This is a genomic window from Streptomyces sp. CC0208, from assembly GCF_003443735.1.
Lineage (GTDB): Bacteria > Actinomycetota > Actinomycetes > Streptomycetales > Streptomycetaceae > Streptomyces > Streptomyces sviceus.
Window position 1 is genome coordinate 1220712 of sequence record NZ_CP031969.1, and the last position, 21367, is coordinate 1242078.

The following is a 21367-nucleotide window of genomic DNA, read 5'->3' on the forward strand; positions in this document are numbered from 1 at the left end:
GGAACAGCCTGCCGAGCACACCGGGGTGGGCACATCCGTACAGATACTCAGACGACGTACTCAGTACCCCTCCTGGAACCGGTCAGGAGGTCGCCTCCCGCAGCGCCTGTCGGCACAGCGCGTCCGCCCTGCGTGTCGTCTCCGGCAGGCGGTACGCCGGCGTGAGCGCGAGGGTGTGGGCGCAGGCGTTGTCCAGGATCACGCGGTGGCCGACCGAGACGAAGACCGGCTTCACCGCCTCGCGCGTGCGCAGGGCCCGGCCGACCTCCTCCGAGCCCGCCAGCAACGGCGTCCACGCACCGCGCCGGGCGCCGGGATCGTCGTACGTGAAGGTGAACGGGTTCTTGGCGACCCCGATCGTCGGCAGCCCGGTGAGGACGCCGAGGTGGCTCGCGAGGCCGAAGCGGCGGGGGTGGGCGCGGCCGTAACCGTCGCAGACGACGAGGCCGGGCGCGCACGGCAGGGCGTCGAGGGCGGCGAGGACCGTGGGGATCTCACGGAAGGCGAGCAGGCCGGGGACGTACGGGAACGAGATGCGGCCGACCGCGGTCGCCTCGGCCACGACCTGAAGGGTCGCCGCGTCCAGAACCACGGCCGCGGCCGCGACGACGTCCCGTTCGTCGTCGTAGGCCACGTCGACCCCGGTGACACGGCCGGTGCCGGGCGGCGGGCCCGGCTCGTCGAGGACCGTCCTCGGCCTCAACTCGTCCTGGACCGCGCGGGCCTGTTCCTCGGTCGCGGGCCAGCCCGCGGGAATGTCCACTGTCGTCATGGTGGAAGCGAGCGTACGGCGGTGCGGCGTAGGCTCGCGATCATGTTCGTACTGGAACTGACCTACACCGCCCCGCTCGCTGCCGTGGACGCCGTGCTGCCGGCGCATGTCGCCTGGCTGGACGAGCAGTACGAGCACGGCGTCTTCCTGGCGTCCGGGCCCAAGAACCCCCGCGACGGCGGGATGATCATCGCCGTCGCGGAGGATCGTGCGCGGATCGAGCGGATCACCGCGGGCGACCCGTTCGTCACGGCCGGGGTGTGCGCGTACCGCGTCACCGAGTTCGCCGCGACGAAGACGGCTCCGGCGCTGGAGCCGTACCGGGAGACCCTCGGCTGACGGATCAGCTGTTGTTGCCGAGGGCGCGCTGGAGCTGGCTCTTGTTCATGTCCGAACGGCCCTTGACGCCCTTGCGCTTGGCCTCTTCGTAGAGCTGGTCGTAGGTCGGTCCCTGGGAGCCCTTGCCCGACCGCTGGCCGCCCCGCTTGCCGGAGGACATGTCCTGGGTCGAGGTACGGCTGGCGGTCTTGGACTCGCCGGACCGGGCGCGTTCCTTGTTGACCGTCCGCGCCGCGATCTCCTTGGCCCGTCCGGTGCTCTCGCCCCGGTCCTGCGCGCTCTCCTTGATGTGCTCGTACTGGCGTTCACGCTTCGAGTTCGAACCGGCTGGCATGGGGGTCACTCCTTTCGCCGTCGGCGACCGGGTACCCACATTCCGCCACTCAGCCCTCCAGACGAGCCACCCGTCCCTTCTCCCCGGCCGCCCAGCAGCCCCCGTCGACCGTGCAGTCGACGGTGTCGTACGAGCCGGTGTCCACGGTCCGCCAGGTCCGGCCGCCGTCCCTGGTGAGGTCCGTGCCGGTGGGACCGACCGCGAGGGCCGCGGTGCGGCTGTGCGGGAGCCAGGCCACGCCGGAGCGGTAGGCGTTCACCGGGGCGGCGGCGGCCCGCCAGGTCGCGCCGCCGTCACCGGTACGGGCGGCGGCCTGCGGAGAGCTCTGGTCGGCCCGGTAGTCGCCGCCGACCGCGAGCCCGTGGACACGGTCGCGGAAGGCGAGCGCGAAGACGCCCTTGGCGGGGTCGCCCGCCGGGATCGGCGTGTCGGAGGCCGTCCAGGTGCGGCCTCGGTCGGCGGAGTGCAGTACACGCGCGCGTGCCGCCCCGCCGGTGGCCAGCCAGACGTCCCGGGGCCCGGAGCTGACCAGGCACTGCCCGCTCGCCGCGAAGCCCGCCTCGCCGTCGAGCGCGGCCGGCATGCCCTTGTCGGGCAGCACCTTCCAGGAGCGGCCGCCGTCGGAGGTCGACAGGATGCGGAACTTCCCGTCCACCGGGTCGCTCATGGCGAGGCCGTGGCGGTGGTCGAAGAAGGTGAGGCAGTCGTAGAAGGCCTTGGCGTCGGTGTTGCGGAAGGACTCGGTCCAGGTCGCGCCGCCGTCCTCGGTGCGGTAGACGCGGGACGCCTCGCCCTCCCCGATGGCCAGAACCACCGCCCGGCGCGCGTCGAAGGCCTCGATGTCCCGGAACTGCAGCTCGGCGGCGCCGGGCGGCGAGACGTTTCGCCAGCTCGCTCCGCCGTCCGTGGTGCGCAGCACGGTGCCCTGGGTACCGGCCAGCCAGGCGGTGTCCCGGCTGACCGCCGACAGCCCGCGGAACCGCACCTCGGGGGTGCCGCTGTCCTTGAGCTCCCAGCGCGGCGCACGGCCGTCCGGGTCATGTGCCTCGGCCGGTACGGCGGTCAGGACGGCCAGCGCCGCCGCACAGGCCGCCCCCGCGGCGACGGTCCGGCTCATCAGGCCCGTCGGCCTCTTGCCTCGCGTGTTTCCCAAGCGCCTCATGGCGGGCGAAGCTAGCCCACGCTCCCGGCGCCGTCCAGATGCCCTCGGCCGGACGCCGACCGGTGCGCGGGGTGTCACAAGTGTCTCCCGGGGCACGGGAGAAGGACTGGATCACACCGGTGCATGGAGACGGTGACGGAGGTCACTCGAACTTCGTGTACACGGATTGGCTCATTCCGACGTCTCTTCCAGTGCCCGTCCCACTCCGGAGCCCACCTGCCGTCACAAGGGAGCAAGGCGTTGTCCACCGTCATCGAGCAGCCCGTAGAGGCCCGTCTCGTCGCCGCGGCACCGCGGATGCCGAGCATTCCCGCCACCCTGCACTACGACCGCTGTGATCCGTTCGCCGTCCGTATGACCTTCCCCGCCCCGGCCACCCTTGAAGGCGTCGAGGTCTGCTGGACCTTCAGCCGCGAACTGCTCACCACCGGCCTGCACGAGCCCGAGGGCCACGGCGACGTCCGGGTGCGGCCGTACGGCTACGACCGCACCGTTCTCGAGTTCCACGCCCCCGAGGGCACCGCCGTCGTGCATGTGCGCACGGGCGAGCTGCGCCGGTTCCTGGAGGCGACGAACGACCTCGTGCCGACCGGTCTTGAGCACCTCCAGCTCGACCTCGACCACGACCTGGCCGAGCTGATCCGCGACGCGTACTGACACCGGCCGGCCAGGAGGGCGTTGAGCTCGCCGTGGCTGAACCCGTCCCCGTCGGCCGACGGATGTCCGTCCCGCGTCCAGCAGCTCCCGCGCGGCGCGGCGGACCAGGGTGTGCGCGGCCTGCGCGATGCCGGAGCCGACGCTGACGCGCGCCACTCCGCTTGCGTACGGCTCGGCGACGGACAGGACGCCGGTCCCGGCCATGACGTTCAGCGGACCGTCGATCGCGTCGACGCGGAGCTTGACGGCCCCCGGGTCGACGGCCCCGGGGGTGACTGTCCGGTCAGCGCCCGCGGCGAGGAAGGCGGCGGCCTGCTCCGGGGTCGACTCCGTTGGCGCCGCGCCAGAACGTGTCGACACGGGCGTTGACGAACAAGGGCACGCCCTCCGTGTCGGCGGCCTCCCGGGCCGGCGTGATCCGCACGTATCCGCTCTCGACCTCCGCGCCCACCCCAACGGCGATCCGCCCCACAAGCGTCCAGGGCCCGCTCCGGTCCAGGCGGTCACCGTCCGCCGCGCACAGGGCTCAGGGCTCAGGGCTCAGGGCTCAGGGCTCAGGAGAGCCGGGCGCTCGTGGTGGCCACGGCTGCGTCCCCCGCGTCCCGCCTCACTCAGCCACCGGCCCCCGCGGCAGCGCCGGCCGGAATCCGACGCCGGCGTTCAGGCGCGCGCCGCGACCGAGGCCGCCGCCCCGCGGACCCCGTGGACGAGCTCCCGCAGCACCGGCGCCACCTGCCCGCTGCGCTCGACCAGTTCCTCGACGCGCGCCTCGTGGTGTTCCCCGCGGGGCAGCAGGGTGCGCAGTTCGGCCGCCGCGGCGAGCGCGACGAGGGCCGCGTCCCGCTCGGAGACGTCCACGGGTGGCACCGGTCCCCGCAGGACCTGCCGGACCTCCTCCTGAAGCGCCTCCGCGGCGGCCGGACGGGCCAGGTCGTGCTCCACGGTCGGGAACAGCCCGAGGACCCGCCGCTTGCGGGCGCGCAGATGTCCACCCGCGGTGAGCTGTTCCCGTACGGCGTCCAGGGTGATCCGGGTGTGCGGTGTCACCCAGCTCCGCCACCGGTGCGGGCGGGATTCACGGACCAGTTCGAGCAGCCCGTCCAGGACGGGGTCCCCGGTCTCGGCGTCCATGTCGACCGGTGTGGCGATGCCGTCCACGTCGAGGAGCAGCCCGCGCCGGGCCAGCTCGGTGAGGGCGCCGGCCCGGACCAGCTGGGGAACCTGGGCGGCACCGGTGGTCTCGGACTTCGAGGTGTCCCAGGCCAGCAGATAGAGGTGGGCCGGCAGGGAGAGCGGTCCGTCGGGCACGGGGCCTCCTAAGGCGCATTAACTCGTTGACAGCCCTAAGGCCGCCTCGTACGGTGTAGAACGCTTCTGTTGCCGTCGATCGGAGAAGGACGTTGCTCGTCTGAGGTCCTGAGACACCGTGTCACACACCTGAGGTGTGTGCGCCGCGTGCGACCTCGGCACACGAGCCGTTCCCGACGAGCAGGGCCTTGTCCCCGCCCTCCGGCCTCCTGGCCTTTCCCGTGGTCGCGGGTGTCTCGATACGCGTTTGCCCCTTCTCGCTTCGAGCAACCGCGGAGACCGTATGTCTACTTCCATCACCTGCACCTCACTCGCCTTCTCGTGGCCCGATGGCACCCCCGTCCTCGATGGCCTCGACATCGCCTTCGGCCCCGGCCGCACAGGTCTCGTCGGCGTCAACGGGTCGGGTAAATCAACCCTGTTGAAGCTGATCGCCGGTGAACTCACCCCGGCCGACGGCGCCGTGCGCGTCGCGGGCGAGGTCGGTTATCTCCCGCAGAACGTCACGCTCGACACCGGCCTGAAGGTCGAAGAGGCGCTCGGCATCGCCGCGCGGCGCGCCGCCCTGCACGCCATCGAGGCGGGCGACGTGTCCGAGGAGCACTTCGAGACGGTCGGCGACGACTGGGACGTGGAGGAGCGGGCCCTGGCCACCCTCGGCGAACTCGGCCTCGGCCACATCGGGTTGGACCGCGGGATCGGCGAGGTCTCGGGCGGCGAGTCGGTGCTGCTGCGGCTGGCCGCGCTGCTGCTGCGCCGACCGGACGTCCTGCTCCTCGACGAGCCCACCAACAACCTCGACCTGTACGCCCGCAGGCGGCTGTACTCGGCCGTCGCCTCCTGGCCGGGGGTGATGGTCGTGGTCAGCCACGACCGCGAACTCCTAGACCTGGTCGACCAGATCGCCGATCTGCGCTCGGGCGAGGTCACCTGGTACGGCGGGAACTTCTCCGCCTACGAGGAGGCCCTCGCCGTCGAACAGGAGGCGGCGGAGCGGATGGTGCGGGTCGCCGAGTCGGACTTTCGCAGGCAGAAACGCGAACTGGTCGACGCACAGGTCAAGTTGGCTCATCGCAAGCGCTACGCCCAGAAGATGTACGACACCAAGCGCGAGCCTCGGGCCGTCATGAAGCTGAAGAGCCGCGCGGCCCAGGTCTCCGCGGGCAAGCACCGCATCATGCACGAGGAGAAGCTCGCCGAGGCCAAGGACCGGCTCGACGAGGCGGTGGAGGCCGTAAGGGACGACGACGAGATCCGCGTGGACCTGCCGTACACGGCCGTACCGCAGGGCCGTACGGTCCTGACTCTCATGGACCTGCACCTCGCCCACGGCGCGCGGGTGAAGGGCGGTCTCGACCTTCGCGGGCCCGAGCGGGTCGCGCTGATCGGGCGCAACGGCACGGGCAAGACGACGCTGCTGCGGACGATCGCCGGGGAGCTGTCACCGGTGTCGGGCGAGGCGGCGGTCCATGTCCCGCTCCGCTTCCTGCCCCAGCGTCTGGACGTCCTCGACGGCGAGCTGTCGGTCGCCGAGAACGTGGCCCGGTTCGCGCCGGGCGCCACCAACAACCGGGTGCGGGCCCGTCTCGCCCGCTTCCTGTTCCGGGGCGCCCGAGCCGACCAGCAGGCGTCGACGCTGTCCGGCGGCGAACGCTTCCGGGCGGCCCTGGCCGCGCTGATGCTGGCGGAGCCCGCACCCCAGCTGCTCATGCTCGACGAGCCGACGAACAACCTCGACATCGCGAGCGTGCGACAGCTGACCTCGGCCCTGGAGTCGTACGAGGGCGCGCTGGTCGTGGCCAGCCACGACCTGCCGTTCCTGGAGTCGATCGGCATCACGCGCTGGCTGATGCTGGACGGGGAGCTGCGGGAGGTCACACCGGAGGATCCGGAGTTCCCCGCGTAGGGTCCACGGCGTCCGCGTCGCAGATGACGGCCGCCGTGTCCGCGCCCGCCCGGAGCAGCGCCACGCTCCGGGCGGCGATCCGGTCGAGCCGTTCCCGCAGGATCCGTTCCCGCAGGATCCGCCGGGCGTCCTCCAGCCCGTCGGCGCCGTCCAGGCAGGCCATCACCTCACCCACGGCCGGGATGCCGTACCCGCCGGCGCGCAGGGCGACGACGACGCGTGCCGCCCTGATCGCCGCGGGACCGTAGCGACGCGCGCGCAGAGTGGTCACGCGCTCCGGGAGGACCAGCGTTTCCTCCTCCCGGAACCGCAGGGTCGAGGACCGTACGCCGAGCGCCTGCGCGAGCTGTGTGATGGTCATGAAGTCGTCGTCCCCGCCGGCCCCTTCGGCCTGGATGCGCTCCAGCGCCCGCTGGGCACGCAACACCTCGGCGCGCTCCCGCGCGAGCCGGGCTTGGACCTCGTCGACGGCCGCGGCGAGCCCTCGACAGGCGCGCGGAGCGCGGGCATGGAGCGGCGTGCAGGAGCGGTAGCCGTTGTCCGACCGCTGGGCCGGCGGAATCACCCCCGGCCGCACTACCCCCCGACGACACCGCCTCCGACCTGGACCTGCCGGGCCGTTGGCGGGTCAACGTCCAGGTCGGCCGCACGGCGCTCCCGCACCTCCTCGGGCAACGACACGAATCCCGGCGAGAGGACGACCGGGACCGTCGTACGACTGCTGCGCTAGGCCCATGAGGCGGCACGCGCGCGTGCGGCGCGACGGCGCTGGTGAGCCGTGAAGCGTCTCAGGAGGGCCACAGCCTGACTCCGGGGGTTTTGTCGACACGGACCGGCGCTGCATGATGGCTGACCGGCGCCCGTCACGCGCGCCGCCCCTGTCCCGCCGATACGGAGTTTCCTCGTGCCCAGCAAGAAGGCCCTCGTCCGCCGCCCCAGCCCGCGCCTCGCCGAAGGTCTGGTGACGCACGTCGAGCGGGAGAAGGTCGACGTCGACCTCGCGCTCGAACAGTGGGAGGCGTACGTCGAGGCCATGCGCACGCACGGCTGGGAGACCGTCGATGTGGACCCGGAGGACGACTGCCCGGACTCGGTGTTCGTCGAGGACACCGTGGTCATGTACAAGAACGTCGCCCTGATCGCGCGCTCCGGCGCCGAGTCCCGGCGCGAGGAGACCGCCGGCGTCGAGGAGGCCGTGGCGCGCCTGGGCTGCTCGGTGAACTGGATCTGGGAGCCGGGCACCCTGGACGGCGGTGACGTGCTGAAGATCGACGACACGATCTACGTCGGCCGGGGCGGGCGTACCAACGCGGCCGGCGTCCAGCAGCTGCGGGCCGCCTTCGAACCGCTCGGGGCCCGGGTCGTCGCCGTACCGGTGAGCAAGGTGCTGCACCTGAAGTCGGCGGTCACCGCGCTGCCCGACGGGACCGTGATCGGACACATCCCCAAGGTGGACCGGCCCGCGCTCTTCCCGCGCTTCCTGTCCGTGCCCGAGGAGGCCGGCGCCCACGTCGTCCTGCTCGGCGGTCCCAAACTGCTCATGGCCGCGAGCGCCCCGAAGACCGCGGAGCTGCTCACCGACCTCGGATTCGAACCGGTCATGGTGGACATCAGCGAGTTCGAGAAGCTCGAAGGCTGTGTGACGTGCCTCTCGGTGCGCTTGCGGGACCTGTACGCCTGAGGGGCGAGTGCAGGAGGCCGGCGGCCTCGGACCTGCGGTTCCGGGGCCGCTTTGTCATGCACGGGGACACCGCCGATCAGGGACCTTTACGACACCCTTAACCTACGGTCTCGTAACCTACGGTTTCGTAGCCTACGATTCCGTAGGTTCCCCGGCACCGCTCGCCGGGCCCCGCACATGTCGGTCGCGTCCCCCTGGAGTACCTGTGACGATCACTTCCCCTCACCTCGGCAGCCCGTCCTCCGAGTGGACCGACGCGCGACTGCTGTACGCGCTGGAGGAAGTGGTCGAGAACGAACTCAACCGGCATCTGAAGGTCACCAAGGACTGGATGCCGCACGAGTACGTCCCGTGGAGCGACGGCCGCAACTTCCCCGGCTTCTTCGAGGACGGCGAGGCGTGGGAGAAGGAGCAGTCCAAGGTCACCGAGATCGGCCGGATCGCCCTGGTCGTGAACCTGCTCACCGAGGACAACCTTCCCAGCTACCACCACGAGATCGCCTCGCTCTTCGGCCGTGACGGCGCCTGGGGCACCTGGGTGCACCGCTGGACCGCCGAGGAGGGCCGGCACGGCATCGTGATGCGGGACTACCTGCTCACCTCGCGGGCGGTGGACCCGGACAAGCTGGAGCAGTTCCGCATGGCCCACATGAGCGAGGGCTTCGAGTCGGACAACCGCCACTCCATGCTGCACTCGGTCGCCTACGTGGCCTTCCAGGAGCTCGCGACCCGCGTCTCGCACCGCAACACCGGCCACCAGTCCGGGGACCCGGTCTGCGATCGCATGCTGGCGCGCATCGCCACCGACGAGAACCTGCACATGGTCTTCTACCGGAACCTGCTGAAGGCGGCCTTCGAGCTCGCGCCCGACCTGACGATGATGGCCGTGCGCGACGTGATCGTGAACTTCCGGATGCCCGGCCACGGCATGCCCGGCTTCGAGCGGGCGGCCGCGCAGATGGCGATCGGCGAGATCTACAACATGCGCATCCACCACGACGACGTGCTCCAGCCGGTTTTGCGCTTCCTGAAGGTCATGGAGATCGACGGCCTCGGCCCCGAGGGCCAGAAGGCGCAGGACGAACTGGGTCTGTACATGGGCGGTCTGGACGCGGAGGCCGCGAAGTTCGACGAGAAGCTGGCGGCGCGCAAGGCGCGGATGGCGGCGCGCGCGGGCGCCTGACGCCGACCTGGCAGACCCGGCCGGCCCCGGACCGCGGTCCCCTCCTCCGTGCACGGTGCTGCTCCAGGGCGCGCCTGGCTGCGGCAAGACGGAGCTGGTACGGGAGACGACCCGGGCTGGGCTGGGCCGGGAGCCGCTGTCCTTCTCGCTGCCGGTGACGAACGTCGAGGACCTGTGCGCGCCGATCGTCGGCGGACGGCACAGCTCAAGGTGCGCCTGCCTCTGCGCTACGCCCGGGTGCGCTTCGGGACCTTAACCGCACTCCCGGCCGGTCGGCTCACCGGTTTTGCCGTCGCGCCTGATCGCAAGCCGTTCCTTCTCGGAGAGGCCGCCCCAGACGCCGAAGCGTTCGTCGTTGGCCAGGGCGTACTCGAGGCAGGCCGGGCGCATCTCGCACATGGCGCAGATGCGCTTCGCCTCTCGTACCGAGCTGCCCGGCTCGGGAAAGAAGAAGTCCGCCCCGGTCTGCGCGCACAACGCCTGCGCCTGCCAGGCGGGGTCGGTCGGGGTGATGGTGTCGATGTGCATGGCGGAGATCGTGCCGGGCAGCGAAAAACGTTCGATCAACGCCGGATCAACGGCTCCGTTCACGGCCGCCGGCCGCCTTGATGGTCCCCCGCCCGGTGCCGGGGCGCACGGCGGCGCGCGGAGACCGTCCGCCCGACCGGCGCCGGCGTCCCACGGCGGCGGTAGCCGCCAGCCATCCCGACGTACTCCCGCCATAGTCGACCGCAGCTCGGGGCCCGTCGGGCCCACCCGGCACGACTGCGCACGACCGCACGCGGAGACGGTCCCCCCGGCCGGTGCCGGCGGCCCACGGCGGCGGTGACCGCCAATCATCCCGACCTGCTCCCCCCCATGATCGACCGCGCGCTCGGCGCCCTCGGGCCCACCCGGCGTGACGGCGCACGGGGCCTGCGCGTCCGCCGACAAGGACAACGCCCGCTCCCCCACGGACACCGCGACTTCCGACCGGCCCGCATCGGCGTCCCGGCAGCGATTGTCAGTGGACGGTGCGAGACTCGGCGGTACAGGCAACGGGACCCCTCAGAGGAGGGCAGAGATGCTCACGACCCGTTATGTCACCGGCGCTCCGAACTGGCTCGACCTCGGCACCCCCGACATCGACGGCGCCACCACCTTCTACGGCGGGCTGTTCGGCTGGGAGTTCCAGCCGGGCCCGCCCGAAGCCGGCGGTTACGGCTTCTTCCAGCTCGCCGGCAGGACCGCCGCGGGCGGTATGCAGACCACACCGGAGCAGGGCCCGCCGTCCTGGACGGTGTACTTCCAGACACCGGACGCGGACGCCACCGCGAAGGCGGCCGAGGAGGCGCACGGCTCGGTGCTCATGCAGCCCATGGACGTGATGGACCAGGGCCGCATGGCGATCCTCGCCGACAAGGCGGGCGTGCCCTTCGGCATCTGGCAGCCCGGGCGGAACAAGGGGCTCGACGTCACTCAGGAGCCCGGTTCACTGTGCTGGGTCGAGCTGTACACGGCCGACCTGCCGATGGCCGCCTACTTCTACCGCGCGGCCCTCGGCCTGGAGACCTACGGGGTCGACTTCCCCGGCGGGACCTACACCACCGTGCTGCCGGACGGGCAGAGCGAGGACGGCATGTTCGGCGGCATCGTCCCGCTCGCCGACGATCCGCTGGAGGCGCGGGACGGGGCGTACTGGATGCCGTACTTCGAGGTCACGGACACGGACGAGACGGTGGCGAAGGCTCAGGAGCTGGGCGGCAGCGTCCGGCTGCCCGGCACCGACATCCCGGGTGTCGGCCGGGTCGCCAAGCTGGCCGATCCGTACGGCGCCCGCTTCGCGGTGATCAAGAGCGCGCCGCAGCAGACGTGACGGAGGCGGGGGCGGGGACGGGGGCGGGGGCGGCAGCAGCTCACGCCGAGGTGCGCCGCACCAGCGTGGTGGGCAGTACGACACCGGTCGGTGCGGCTCCCGCGTCCCCCGGGCCGAGACCTCCCAGGAGCAGGCGGGCCATCAACCGGCCCATCTCCTCGATGTCCTGACGGACCGTCGTCAGCGGCGGATCGGTCTGCTCGGCGACCGGCAGCATGTCGTCGAAGCCGATCACCGCCACCTCCTCGGGCACCCGGCGCCCGCTCTCTCGCAGCACGCGCAGGGCGCCGGACGCGGTGAGGTCGTTGGCGGCGAACACCGCGTCCACGTCCGGACACCGGTCGAGGAGTTCCCGCATGGCCCGCTCCCCGCCGGCCGGGGTGAAGTCACCGCGTACGACCAGCCCCGGGTCGGCGTCGCCCATGACGTCCCGGTAGCCGTCGAGCCGGTCCGCCGCGGAGGTCTGGTCGAGGGGGCCTGTGATGTGGGCGACACGCGTGCGCCCGAGCCCGGCGAGATGCCGTACGGCCTCGCGGGCGCCGCCCCGGTTGTCGCTGTCGACGTACACGACGTCCGTCGTCCCGTCGCTCCAGCCGGGCCGCCCGCCGAACACCGTGGGGACACCGGCCCGCTGGATCAGCCCGGGCAGCGGGTCGTCGAGGTGCAGCGAGAAGACGAGCGCGCCGTCGACGTGGCCTCCGGCGAGGTAGCGTCCGACGCGCGCGTGGTCGTCGCGGCCCTCGGTGAGCAGCAGGACGAGCTGGTTGTCGTGGGCGGTCAACTCCTTGCTGATTCCCCGAAGTTGCAGCGCGAAGAAGGGGTCGGCGAAGACCCGGGTCTCCGGCTCGGCCACCACCACGGCGACCGCGTCGTGGCGCCGGGTGACAAGACTGCGGGCGGCCTGGTTGGGCACGTAACCGAGCTCCTCGACGGCCCTGCGCACCCGCTCGACGAGCGGCTCCCTCACCCCGTCCGCACCGTTCACCACCCGGGACACGGTGGCCCGCGACACCCCGGCCCGGGCCGCCACGGCCTCCAGGGTGGGGCGCGGCGCTGTCTCGGTCACTTCGGGGCTCCTCGTCGGCGGGTGCGGATCAGGATAGCCCCGGACGAGGACCCGGTGAGAGCGCTCTCGCGGCACAGGACGGTGGACACCTACGACCGGGGACATCCGGTCAACGGCCTCACGTCAGCAGGTCCACCCGGCGCCCGATCCCCTCCCGACGGGCCCGCTCGTACGCCGCCCAGGCGACCGCGAGGTCCTGCCAGGGCAGCCCCACGGGTGCGTAGACCGTGCGGTCCGTGTCGCTCGCGCGGCCGGGGTGGTCGCCCCGCACCACCTCGCCCAGGGTCGCCGCCGCGGTCCGGCCGTCCGCCAGCACGCCCATGCTCACGGCGAGCGGGCGGTCGTCGACCACGAGCACGGACGCGTCCAGCAGATCGGCCGCCAGCTCCGCCTTGCCCGGCTCGTCGACGCCGAGGCTCGTGAAGTGCTGCCCCGGCCGCGTGTCCGCCAGGCTCAGCAGCGGCTCCCGCGACCACGTCGCCGACAGGACGAGGTCGCAGGCCACGGCGATCTCCGCGGCGGAGGACAGCACCCGGCCACCGTGCCGGGCGGCGAACTGCGCGGCGCGGTCGGCGGAGGTGTCGTGGACGACGAGGGCGCCGCGGGGTCGTAGCACCCCCAGGCCGCGCACCATCAACTCGGCCTGCGCTCCAGCGCCGATCACGCCGACCGCCTCCCCCGCCCCGGCCAGCAGGTGCGTGCCCAGTGCCGCCGCCAGCCCCGTCCGCCACGCCGTGACCGTCGCCGAGTCCATGAGGGCCAGCAACGCGCCGTCGGTTCCGCTGTGCAGGCAGATCACCCCGCGCAGGGCGGGGCGGGCGGCCGGGAACTTGGCGTTGACCTTCACGGTGTAGGCGGGAATGCCCGGGAGCAGGCCCGGGATCAGCGCGGTGGCCGTACCGGGGAACGGGAGGTCCGTGCGCACCCGTTGTCCAGCGATCGACACACTGTCCGCGTCCGCGTTCAGGAAGCCGTCCCGCAGTGCGTCGAGGCAGGTCTCCGGCTCCAGCACCGTCTCCAGATCACCGCGCGTGAGAAGAAGAGTCACCCACCCATGATCCGTCAGTGGTGGTGTTCGGCCCGCTGCCCGCTGTGCTCGTGCGGCTCGTACCCCGGGATCGTCCCGTCCGTCTTCTTCACCAGGAACAGGCCCACCATCCCCATGTCGGAGTGGCTCTGCACATGGCAGTGGTACATCCACGCGCCCGCCCCGACCCCCTCCCCCGCGATCACCTGGAAGCCGAAGGAGTCCGCCGGGCCCACGATCTTGTTGTCGACGACCTGGCTCGGGTCGTCGGGCCCCGTGAGCATGCCCGTGCGGTTGTCCGCCCAGCGGTGACCGTGCATATGGAAGGTGTGGTAGTACTCGCCGTGCGTGATCATCACGAACTCGACCCGATCGCCCACGGTGGCCTCGAAGTTGGGCCCCGAGTGCGCCGGCCTGTTGTTGATGAGCATGTCGTTGAAGACGATCGTGTGCGTCGCGTCCGGCAGGACATCGCCCTTGCGGCGGACGATCACCGGGCCGTAGAGGCCCTTGCGGATACCGCCGGTGCCGTGTTCCGTGCCGACGACGTGGTCGTGGTAGTGCCAGTAGCCCGCGCTGCCCGCCCGCCAGGTGCCGTCGCTCCGGCGGCCCGGCGCGTGGGTGCGCCAGGTGTAGGTGCGGGTGCCGCCCGGCTCGACGTCACTCTTGTTCAACGTCGTGCCGTCGCTGGAGACTTCGTAGTCCAGGCCGTGGACGTGCAGGCTCGCCCGGACGTCCATGGTGTTCTCGAACTCGATGTGCAGGGTGTCGCCCTCGTTGAGCTCGATGAGCGGGCCGGGGATCGTCGCCCTGCCCTTCTCCAGGCCGTAGCCCATCTGCCCGTCGGCGAGCCTCTCGGCGTACAGCTTGATGCGCCTGACCTCGCCGCCCGGGGCGGCCTGCGCCGGACCCGCGTCGCTGCGGGCCTCCGGCGCCAGGGACAACGATGTCGCGACCGCCGCGCCACCGAGCAGCACCCGCCGGTTGAAGCCACGTCTGTCCAGTGCGCCCATGCGGAACTCCCCACCGTGATACGGGTTTTGCGGAGACGTACCTGTGATGAACCTGTGAGACGGTACCGGCCCCGGAGTCGTTTATCCACGCTCAGGACAAAGTTCGTGCGATCCCGGTCATAGGTATTGGCGAGTGCGGCAAAGGGGTCTAGCTTCCATGGCGCTGTTGCTGTGACCGAGGAGGTGCCCATGCACTTACGAGGGTTGAGCGCGAGAAGCGGAGGAAGCGCGAGGAGACGGGTCTGGACGGCCACCGTGACCGCGGGGGTCGTTGCCGCCGGGCTGATGTCCGGGCCGGCGGCGGGGGCTCTGCCTGCTCCCGACCCGTCCGCGACAACGATGTCCGTCAAGTCGCCACCGGGCGGCGGGGACGTACGGGTGCTGGTCTTCCACGGGTCCGCGGCGGGCGGGGAGGAGTCTCCGGTCATCAACGCGGGTATCGCGGCGATCGAGAGGATCGGGCTGTCCGGACCGGCGAACCAGCGGTTCGAGACCGAGGCCACCGACGACGCGAGGGTCTTCACCGACGAGAAGGCTCTCGGCGGTTACAACGCGATCGTCTTCCTGACCGGTGGCGGCGATGTCCTCGACCCTGAGCAGGAGGCCGGCCTGGAGGCCTACATGGAGGCGGGCGGCGGCTTCGTCGGCATCCATGACGCGGCCCGCGCAGAGCCGTACTCCGACTGGTTCACGGGGCTGGTGGGCGCCCGACCGGCCGCCTCCGGCCCGACGACCGTACAGCGGGCCACCGTTGAGGTCGGCGACCGGCAGCATCCGGCGACCAGGGATCTGCCGGTGCAGTGGAAGCGCCCCGACCAGTGGTTCAACTGGACGAAGAACCCCTCCGGTGAGGTGCACACCGTGGCCCGGGTGCGCGAGTCGACCTACCAGCCGGGAGCGGGCGCCAACGGCTGGGACCACCCGGTGAGTTGGTGCCGGGACTACGACGGCGGCCGGTCCTTCTACACCGGCATGGGCGGCACGGTGTCCTCGTACGACGAGACCGACTTCCGGACCCATCTGCGCGGCGCGCTGCTGTGGACCTCGCGGCTCGTCCAGGCCGACTGCAAGGCGACCATCAACGGCAACTACAAGGCGGAGCGCCTCACCCAGCCCAACCAGGCGGGGCAGAACGACCAGATCGGCGAGCCGCACGGGCTGGTCACCGCCCCCGACGGGCGGGTCCTGTACATCGGGCGGGGCGGGGCCGACGCCTCCCAGCCGGTGATCACCGACTGGAACAACCCCGACATCGGCAAGGGCAAGGGCGAGATCCACGTTTACGACCCGAAGACCAAGAAGGTCACCCTCGCGGGCGCGCTGACCGTGTTCGGCAACAAGGGCGGCGGCGACGAGCTGGTGAAGGTCGAGGAGGGCCTGCTCGGGATCGAGCTCGACCCGCGGTTCGAGGAGAACGGCTGGGTGTACCTGCACTACACCCCGCACTCGCAGCTCAACCGCGACACGCAGATGGCCCAGCGGCGCGTCTCCCGCTTCACCCTCGACCTCGCCACGAACAAGCTGGACCTGAACAGCGAGAAGGTCCTGCTCAAGTGGCCGGTTCAGGTGCACAGTTGCTGCCACGCGGGCGGCGGGATGTCCTGGGACTCCAAGGGCAACCTGTACATCGCGACCGGTGACAACAACTCCAGTGACTTCAGCGGCGGTTACTCGGGCAACAACCCGCAGCCGAACTACAAGGGCGTCTCCTTCGCGGACGCGCGCCGCACCGCGGGCAACACCAACAACCTCAACGGCAAGATCCTGCGCATCCATCCGGAGGCCGACGGGACGTACACCCTGCCCGAGGGCAACCTCTTCACGGGCAGGGAGACGGCCGAGGGCGGCGGCAAGACCCGCGGCGAGATCTATGTGATGGGGGTCAGGAACCCGGCCCGGATCTTCGTCGACAAGAAGACCGACCTCCTCTACGCGGGCTGGGTCGGCCCGGACGCCGGCGCGCCCTCGACGACCTGGGGGCCGGCCAAGTACGACACCTTCGCCGTCATCAGCAAGGCGAGCAACCGGGGCTGGCCGTACTGCATGGGCAACAAGCAGCCCTACCGGGACCGCAACCTGCCGAACCCCGACCAGCCGCTGGGCTGGTACGACTGCGACCACCCGAAGAACGAGTCGCCCAACAACGACGGTCTGGTCAACCTCCCGCCGGTCACCGGCAACAACATCTGGTACTCGCCGCAGGGCGGTGCCCCCGACTACCCGCGGGACGCGAACGGCATCCCGTCCTACAAGCAGGAGGAGGCGAAGTACCTGCTGCCGTGGCTCAAGGGCGGCGGCCAGGCCGCGATGAACGGGCCGGTCTACCGCTACGACACCACCAGCACCAGCGCGACCAAGTGGCCCGCCTACTGGGACGGCAAGTGGTTCGTCGGCGACTTCTACGACGCCGACCAGCCGCGCAACGCGGTCGTCACCGACCCGAAGACCCACGGCGACGGCGGACTGCCCGTCCACTCGGAGTCGCTGAAGAAGATCGTGCCGATCGGCAACGACGGCATCAAGAACCTCATGGACTGGAAGTTCGGCCCGGACGGCGCGCTGTACGTCCTCGACTACGGGCGCGGGTTCTTCACCTCGGACGCCAAGTCGGCACTGTGGCGGGTCACTTACACGGGCGGCGGACCGACACCGGCCGCAGGACAGCTGGCGAGAGGAGGGCAGTGATGCACCCCCGAAGAGCAGTGATGCACCCCCGCAGAGCTCTGACCGTCCTGTTGGCCGCCCTGCTGATGGTGCTCGGCCTCCAGTCGACGTCCCAGGCACGGCCCGACGCGGTCCCGGCGGCGGCCCAGACCCTCACCTGGACCGCCGGCGACGACATCACCAGGTACACCTCGGTCCCGACGACGGCCGTCGCGGGCACGGCCACGATCGTCTTCGAGAACAGCAAGGCCACCGGCAACACCACCGGAATGCCGCACACGTTGACCTTCGTGTCCAGTGACCCCGAGTTCAACGACGACGTCGAACTCAACATCCTCGCCAACCCGAACGACGACATGGGCGGCCGCCACACCGCCGAGGTCACGCTCACCCCGGGCCGGTACTTCTACCACTGCACGATCCCGGGCCACGGCCAGATGCAGGGCATCCTCGTGGTGACCGAGGGCAGCGGCCAGGACACCACCGCGCCCTCGGCAGCTGCCCAGGTGACCGGCACGCAGAACGCGCAGGGCCAGTACGTCGGTTCGGCGAGCGTGGCGGTCACGGCGACCGACGAGGCCGGGGGCTCCGGTCTCGACCGGATCGAGTACGCGACCGGGGACGCGGGCGCCTGGCAGCCGTACACCGCCCCCGTCGTCGTCGACCAGGTGGGCAGCCACAAGGTCCGCTACCGGGCCGTCGACAAGGCGGGCAACGTCTCCACCGAAAGGAGCGTCGACTTCACGGTCGTCGCGCCGCCCTCCGACGACACCGCCCCGCCGGACACCTCGGCGACGGTGAGCGGCGAGCAGAACCCGGACGGGACCTACATCGACATGGCCACGGTGACCGTGTCGGCCTCCGACACCGGATCCGGGGTCAACACCATCGAGTACGCGGTGAACGGCGGGAGTTGGCAGCCGTACACCATGCCCGTGATGGTGCACCAGGTCGGCTCCCACAGCGTGCGCTACCGGGCGACCGACAAGGCGGGCAACGTGGCCGCCGAGAAGAGCGTCCGGTTCACGGTGGTCGCGGCCGCACCGCAGGACACCATCCCGCCGGTGACCGGTGTGACCGTGGACGGCACGCGGAACTCCGACGGGGCGTACGTGGGCAACGCCAGGGTGACCGTGAGCGCCACGGACCAGGGCGGTTCGGGTGTGGCCGGGGTCGAGTACTCGATCGACGCGGGTCCCTACCTCGCGTACACCGCCGCGGTGGTCGTCGACCGGGCGGGCACGCACACCCTGGCGTACCGGGCGACGGACAAGGCGGGCAACACCTCGGCCGCGCGCACGGTGACCTTCACGGTGGTCGCCGGCCAGGTCCCGGCGCCCAACTGTGCCGAGTTCGACGAGCGGTTGACGGTGATCGTCGGCAGGGTCGACTCCGGGGTGCCGAACCGGATCACCAACAGCCGGTGCCGGATCAACGAGTTGATCGAGGACGAGAAGGAGTGGACGTCCCACGCGCTGTTCCTCAAGCACGTGAAGACCGTCCTGGACAAGCTCTTCCGGGAGGGGGTCGTCGACGAGCGCGAGTACGACGCGATCGACGCGGCGGCCCGGGAGTCCGGGATCGGCAGGCCCGGGCAGACCGAGGGCTACCGCACGATCCTCGACGGCAGCGCGGCCTCCTTCGCCAAGTGGCAGCAGGTGGGCGGCGGTTCCTTCGCACCGAACGGCGACGGTTCGATCACCTCCGGCACCACGAGGGACGGCCTCGGCATGCTCTGGTTCCCGGAGCGCAAGTACGGCGACTTCTCGCTCAAGCTCCAGTGGCGGGACGACGCCCCGGGCACCGGGAACGCCAACTCCGGGGTGTTCGTGCGGTTCCCGTGGGTCCACGACAACCCGGAGGAGCCCCGGCCCGAGTGGGCGGCCATCAAGTACGGCCACGAGGTGCAGGTGTTCGACCGGCCCGACGGCGACCTGTACAAGACCGGGTCGATCTACGGCTTCGACCGAGTGGGGCTCGCCGGTGCCGGCGTCACCCAGAAGGGCACGTGGAACGACTACGAGATCCGGGTGGTCGACCAGCACTACTCGGTCTACCGCAACGGTGTGCTGATCAACGAGTTCGACAACCTCGGGGGCCAGGACTTCTACCCCGCCCGCTCGGACGACCCGGGCACGGACGGACGGCGGTTCTCCTCCGGCTACATCGGACTCCAGGTGCACAGCACGACGGACGTGATCTCGTACCGGGACGTGCGGATCAAGGAGCTGTAGTACCAGGCTTCTTGGCGCGGCTCGGCTGTACCCGCTTGGGCTCCCCCGGCATCTTCGGATACTCGGGCGGGTACGGCAGATCGCCCAGCCCGTGGTCGTGCTCGTCACGACGGGCCAGGTCCAGGAGGGCGTCCAGCGAGAAGGCGTGATCGTCCATGTCCGCGTGCACGTCGCCGAGTTCGGCGAAGCGCGCGGGCATGGTCGCGATGTCGAAGTCCTGGGGGTGCGCCTGGCCGACCTCCTCCCAGCGCAGGGGCGCCGAGACGGGGGCGTGCGGGCGCGGCCGTACCGAGTATGCGGAGGCGATCGTGCGGTCGCGGGCCGTCTGGTTGTAGTCGATGAAGATGCGCTCGCCCCGCTCCTCCTTCCACCACTTGATGGTCACGTGGTCCGGCATCCGGCGTTCCATCTCGCGCCCGACCGCGATCGCGGCCCGCCGCACCTGGGTGAAGGTCCAGCGCGGTTCGATGGGCACGAAGACATGCAGACCGCGACCGCCGGAGGTCTTGGGCCAGCCGCGCAGACCGCCGAACTCCTCCAGGACCGAACGCAGTTCATGCGCGGCGCGCACGGCGTCGTCGTAGTCCGTGCCGGGCTGCGGGTCGAGGTCGATGCGCAGTTCGTCGGGGTGGTCGACGTCCTCGCGGCGGACCGGCCAGGGGTGGAAGGTGAGCGTGCCGTACTGGGCGGCCCACAGCACGGCGGCCTCCTCGGTGGGGCACATCTCGTCGGCGCTGCGGCCGCTGGGGAAGGTGATGTGGGCGGTCGGGATCCAGTCGGGCATGTTCTTGGGCGCCCGCTTCTGGAAGAAGTTCTCGCCGGTCACGCCGTCCGGGTAGCGCTCCAGGGTGGTGGGGCGGTTCCGCAGGGCGCGCAGGATGCCGGGGGCGACGGCCTGGTAGTAGCGGGCGAGGTCCAGCTTGGTGAACCCGCGCTCCGGGAAGAAGATCTTGTCCGGGCTGGACAGCCGTACGGTCCGGCCGCCCGCCTCCAGCTCCACCGCGTCACCCATGCGAGCCACGGTAAGCGAGCCCGGCATATCAGGCATTTCGGGGCATGCGCGTGCAGAATCGGACCATGGATCTGCCGGTGATGCCCCCTGTGAAGCCCATGCTCGCCAAGTCGGTGGCGAAGATCCCCCCGGACATGCACTACGAGGCGAAGTGGGACGGCTTCCGGGCCATCGTGTTCCGGGACGGCCCGGAGGTCGAGCTGGGCAGTCGTACCGGCAAGACGCTGACCAGGTACTTTCCCGAACTGGTGGAGGCGCTGCGGGAGCGGCTGCCCGAGCGCTGTGTGATGGACGGGGAGATCGTCATCGCCCGGGAGGGGCACCTCGACTTCGACGCGCTGAGCGAGCGGATCCATCCGGCGGCGTCGCGGGTACGGACACTCGCGGAGCGCACGCCGGCCTCCTTCGTCGCCTTCGACCTGCTGGCACTCCAGGACGAGTCACTGCTGGACGTCCCGCTGACCGACCGCCGGAAACTGCTCACCACGGCACTGTCCCAGACGACCCCGCCGGTGCACGTGGCGCCGTCGACCACGGACATCGACGTGGCCCGGCAGTGGTTCGAGGAGTACGAGGGCGCGGGCCTGGACGGGGTCATCGCCAAGCCGCTCACCCTGCGCTATCTCCAGGACGAACGCGCCATGTTCAAGATCAAGCACGAGCGCACGGCGGACGTGGTGGTCGCGGGCTACCGGCTGCACAAGAGCGGCCCGGTCGTCGGCTCCCTGCTGCTCGGCCTGCACGACGACCGGGGCACCCTGCAGCACGTCGGCGTGTCCGCGGCCTTCCCCATGAAGCGGCGCGCCGAGCTGATCGAGGAGCTGGAGCCGCTGCGGATGCGGGACGCGTCCGGGCATCCGTGGGCGGCCTGGGCCGAGGAGGCCGCCCACGAGAGCGCCCGGCTGCCCGGGGCTCCGAGCCGCTGGTCGGGCAAGAAGGACCTGTCCTGGGTGCCGCTCAGGCCGGAGCGGGTGGCGGAGGTGGCGTACGACCACATGGAGAACGGCGTACGGTTCCGCCACACCGCCCGCTTCCGCCGCTGGCGGCCCGACCGGACCCCGGAGAGCTGCACGTACGCGCAGCTGGAGGAGCCGGTGCGCTACGACCTCGACGAGATCCTGGGCTGAGCCGCACCGTCGGGTGCCTGAACCGCG

At 71.2% G+C, this 21367-nt stretch carries 20 protein-coding genes and 1 pseudogene; 10 read left to right on the forward strand and 11 right to left on the reverse strand.

All coding sequences use genetic code 11. From position 1 onward, the window contains the following. Window positions 1-82: 82 nt before the first annotated feature. Window positions 83-772, reverse strand: coding sequence for an endonuclease V (locus tag D1369_RS05680; RefSeq protein WP_007386111.1), 690 nt, complete (start codon window positions 770-772; stop codon window positions 83-85). Between the two features lie 42 nt (window positions 773-814). Between D1369_RS05680 and D1369_RS05685 the strand changes: the two genes are divergently transcribed. Then, window positions 815-1111, forward strand: a complete 297-nt coding sequence (locus tag D1369_RS05685) for a YciI family protein (protein WP_007386110.1) — start codon at window positions 815-817, stop codon at window positions 1109-1111. A gap of 4 nt (window positions 1112-1115) precedes the next feature. Here the strand turns inward: D1369_RS05685 and D1369_RS05690 are convergent, their stop codons facing one another. Continuing rightward, window positions 1116-1445, reverse strand: a complete 330-nt coding sequence (locus D1369_RS05690; protein ID WP_007386109.1) for a hypothetical protein — start codon at window positions 1443-1445, stop codon at window positions 1116-1118. A gap of 49 nt (window positions 1446-1494) precedes the next feature. Continuing rightward, window positions 1495-2562 (reverse strand): oxidoreductase, encoded by a 1068-nt coding sequence (locus D1369_RS05695; protein ID WP_037902075.1) that lies wholly within the window; start codon window positions 2560-2562, stop codon window positions 1495-1497. A 285-nt stretch (window positions 2563-2847) separates the two neighbouring features. On the opposite strand from D1369_RS05695, the gene D1369_RS05700 reads away from it, so the two are divergent. Continuing rightward, on the forward strand, window positions 2848-3264 hold the full coding sequence (locus tag D1369_RS05700) for an SsgA family sporulation/cell division regulator (protein ID WP_007386107.1): 417 nt from the start codon (window positions 2848-2850) through the stop codon (window positions 3262-3264). A gap of 138 nt (window positions 3265-3402) precedes the next feature. Here D1369_RS05700 and D1369_RS44720 read toward each other — a convergent pair. Together D1369_RS44720 and D1369_RS05710 are read right to left on the reverse strand one after the other, a co-directional pair. Next, window positions 3403-3771 (reverse strand): annotated as a pseudogene (locus D1369_RS44720) (isocitrate lyase/phosphoenolpyruvate mutase family protein); the annotation flags it as partial. Window positions 3772-3924: 153 nt separating this feature from the next. After that, window positions 3925-4572, reverse strand: a complete 648-nt coding sequence (locus tag D1369_RS05710; RefSeq protein WP_007386105.1) for a GPP34 family phosphoprotein — start codon at window positions 4570-4572, stop codon at window positions 3925-3927. 283 nt (window positions 4573-4855) lie between these two features. On the opposite strand from D1369_RS05710, the gene D1369_RS05715 reads away from it, so the two are divergent. Next, a complete protein-coding gene (locus D1369_RS05715) occupies window positions 4856-6478 on the forward strand; it encodes an ABC-F family ATP-binding cassette domain-containing protein (protein ID WP_007386104.1) in 1623 nt (540 codons plus the stop codon). On the opposite strand, the gene D1369_RS05720 is transcribed toward D1369_RS05715, so the two are convergent. Then, window positions 6447-7043, reverse strand: coding sequence for a MerR family transcriptional regulator (locus D1369_RS05720; protein WP_342364927.1), 597 nt, complete (start codon window positions 7041-7043; stop codon window positions 6447-6449). The two genes, D1369_RS05715 and D1369_RS05720, sit on opposite strands and share 32 nt — an antisense overlap. 44 nt (window positions 7044-7087) lie before the next feature. On the opposite strand from D1369_RS05720, the gene D1369_RS44725 reads away from it, so the two are divergent. The 3 genes from D1369_RS44725 (at window position 7088) to D1369_RS05730 (ending at window position 9342) form a co-directional block, all read left to right on the forward strand. Then, window positions 7088-7216 carry a hypothetical protein gene (locus D1369_RS44725; RefSeq protein ID WP_346426750.1) on the forward strand — a complete coding sequence of 43 codons (129 nt, stop codon included), beginning with the start codon at window positions 7088-7090 and terminating at the stop codon, window positions 7214-7216. Window positions 7217-7382: 166 nt separating this feature from the next. Continuing rightward, a complete protein-coding gene (ddaH, locus tag D1369_RS05725) occupies window positions 7383-8159 on the forward strand; it encodes a dimethylargininase (RefSeq protein ID WP_007386102.1) in 777 nt (258 codons plus the stop codon). A 205-nt stretch (window positions 8160-8364) separates the two neighbouring features. Then, on the forward strand, window positions 8365-9342 hold the full coding sequence (locus D1369_RS05730) for an acyl-ACP desaturase (protein ID WP_007386101.1): 978 nt from the start codon (window positions 8365-8367) through the stop codon (window positions 9340-9342). A 252-nt stretch (window positions 9343-9594) separates the two neighbouring features. On the opposite strand, the gene D1369_RS05735 is transcribed toward D1369_RS05730, so the two are convergent. After that, the gene (locus tag D1369_RS05735) at window positions 9595-9870 is read right to left on the reverse strand and encodes a WhiB family transcriptional regulator (RefSeq protein ID WP_007386100.1); all 276 of its coding nucleotides are present in this window, start codon (window positions 9868-9870) and stop codon (window positions 9595-9597) included. A gap of 535 nt (window positions 9871-10405) precedes the next feature. On the opposite strand from D1369_RS05735, the gene D1369_RS05740 reads away from it, so the two are divergent. Next, the gene (locus D1369_RS05740) at window positions 10406-11197 is read left to right on the forward strand and encodes a VOC family protein (protein WP_007386099.1); all 792 of its coding nucleotides are present in this window, start codon (window positions 10406-10408) and stop codon (window positions 11195-11197) included. Between the two features lie 40 nt (window positions 11198-11237). Here D1369_RS05740 and D1369_RS05745 read toward each other — a convergent pair whose 3' ends face one another. From D1369_RS05745 to D1369_RS05755, 3 genes are all read right to left on the reverse strand, one after another. After that, window positions 11238-12263 (reverse strand): LacI family DNA-binding transcriptional regulator, encoded by a 1026-nt coding sequence (locus D1369_RS05745; protein ID WP_007386098.1) that lies wholly within the window; start codon window positions 12261-12263, stop codon window positions 11238-11240. A 118-nt stretch (window positions 12264-12381) separates the two neighbouring features. Then, window positions 12382-13311, reverse strand: coding sequence for an ornithine cyclodeaminase family protein (locus D1369_RS05750; protein ID WP_118082304.1), 930 nt, complete (start codon window positions 13309-13311; stop codon window positions 12382-12384). A 14-nt stretch (window positions 13312-13325) separates the two neighbouring features. Beyond that, entirely contained in the window at window positions 13326-14303 is a 978-nt protein-coding gene (locus D1369_RS05755) for a multicopper oxidase domain-containing protein (protein ID WP_007386096.1), read from the reverse strand. A 189-nt stretch (window positions 14304-14492) separates the two neighbouring features. Between D1369_RS05755 and D1369_RS05760 the strand changes: the two genes are divergently transcribed. Beyond that, window positions 14493-16988, forward strand: a complete 2496-nt coding sequence (locus D1369_RS05760) for a ThuA domain-containing protein (protein WP_202477134.1) — start codon at window positions 14493-14495, stop codon at window positions 16986-16988. A gap of 20 nt (window positions 16989-17008) precedes the next feature. Continuing rightward, the gene (locus D1369_RS05765; protein WP_007386094.1) at window positions 17009-19201 is read left to right on the forward strand and encodes a family 16 glycoside hydrolase; all 2193 of its coding nucleotides are present in this window, start codon (window positions 17009-17011) and stop codon (window positions 19199-19201) included. On the opposite strand, the gene ligD is transcribed toward D1369_RS05765, so the two are convergent. After that, entirely contained in the window at window positions 19188-20213 is a 1026-nt protein-coding gene (ligD, locus tag D1369_RS05770) for a non-homologous end-joining DNA ligase (protein ID WP_007386093.1), read from the reverse strand. The genes D1369_RS05765 and ligD overlap by 14 nt on opposite strands. A 65-nt stretch (window positions 20214-20278) precedes the next feature. On the opposite strand from ligD, the gene D1369_RS05775 reads away from it, so the two are divergent. Beyond that, the gene (locus tag D1369_RS05775) at window positions 20279-21340 is read left to right on the forward strand and encodes an ATP-dependent DNA ligase (protein WP_007386092.1); all 1062 of its coding nucleotides are present in this window, start codon (window positions 20279-20281) and stop codon (window positions 21338-21340) included. Window positions 21341-21367 lie beyond the last annotated feature (27 nt).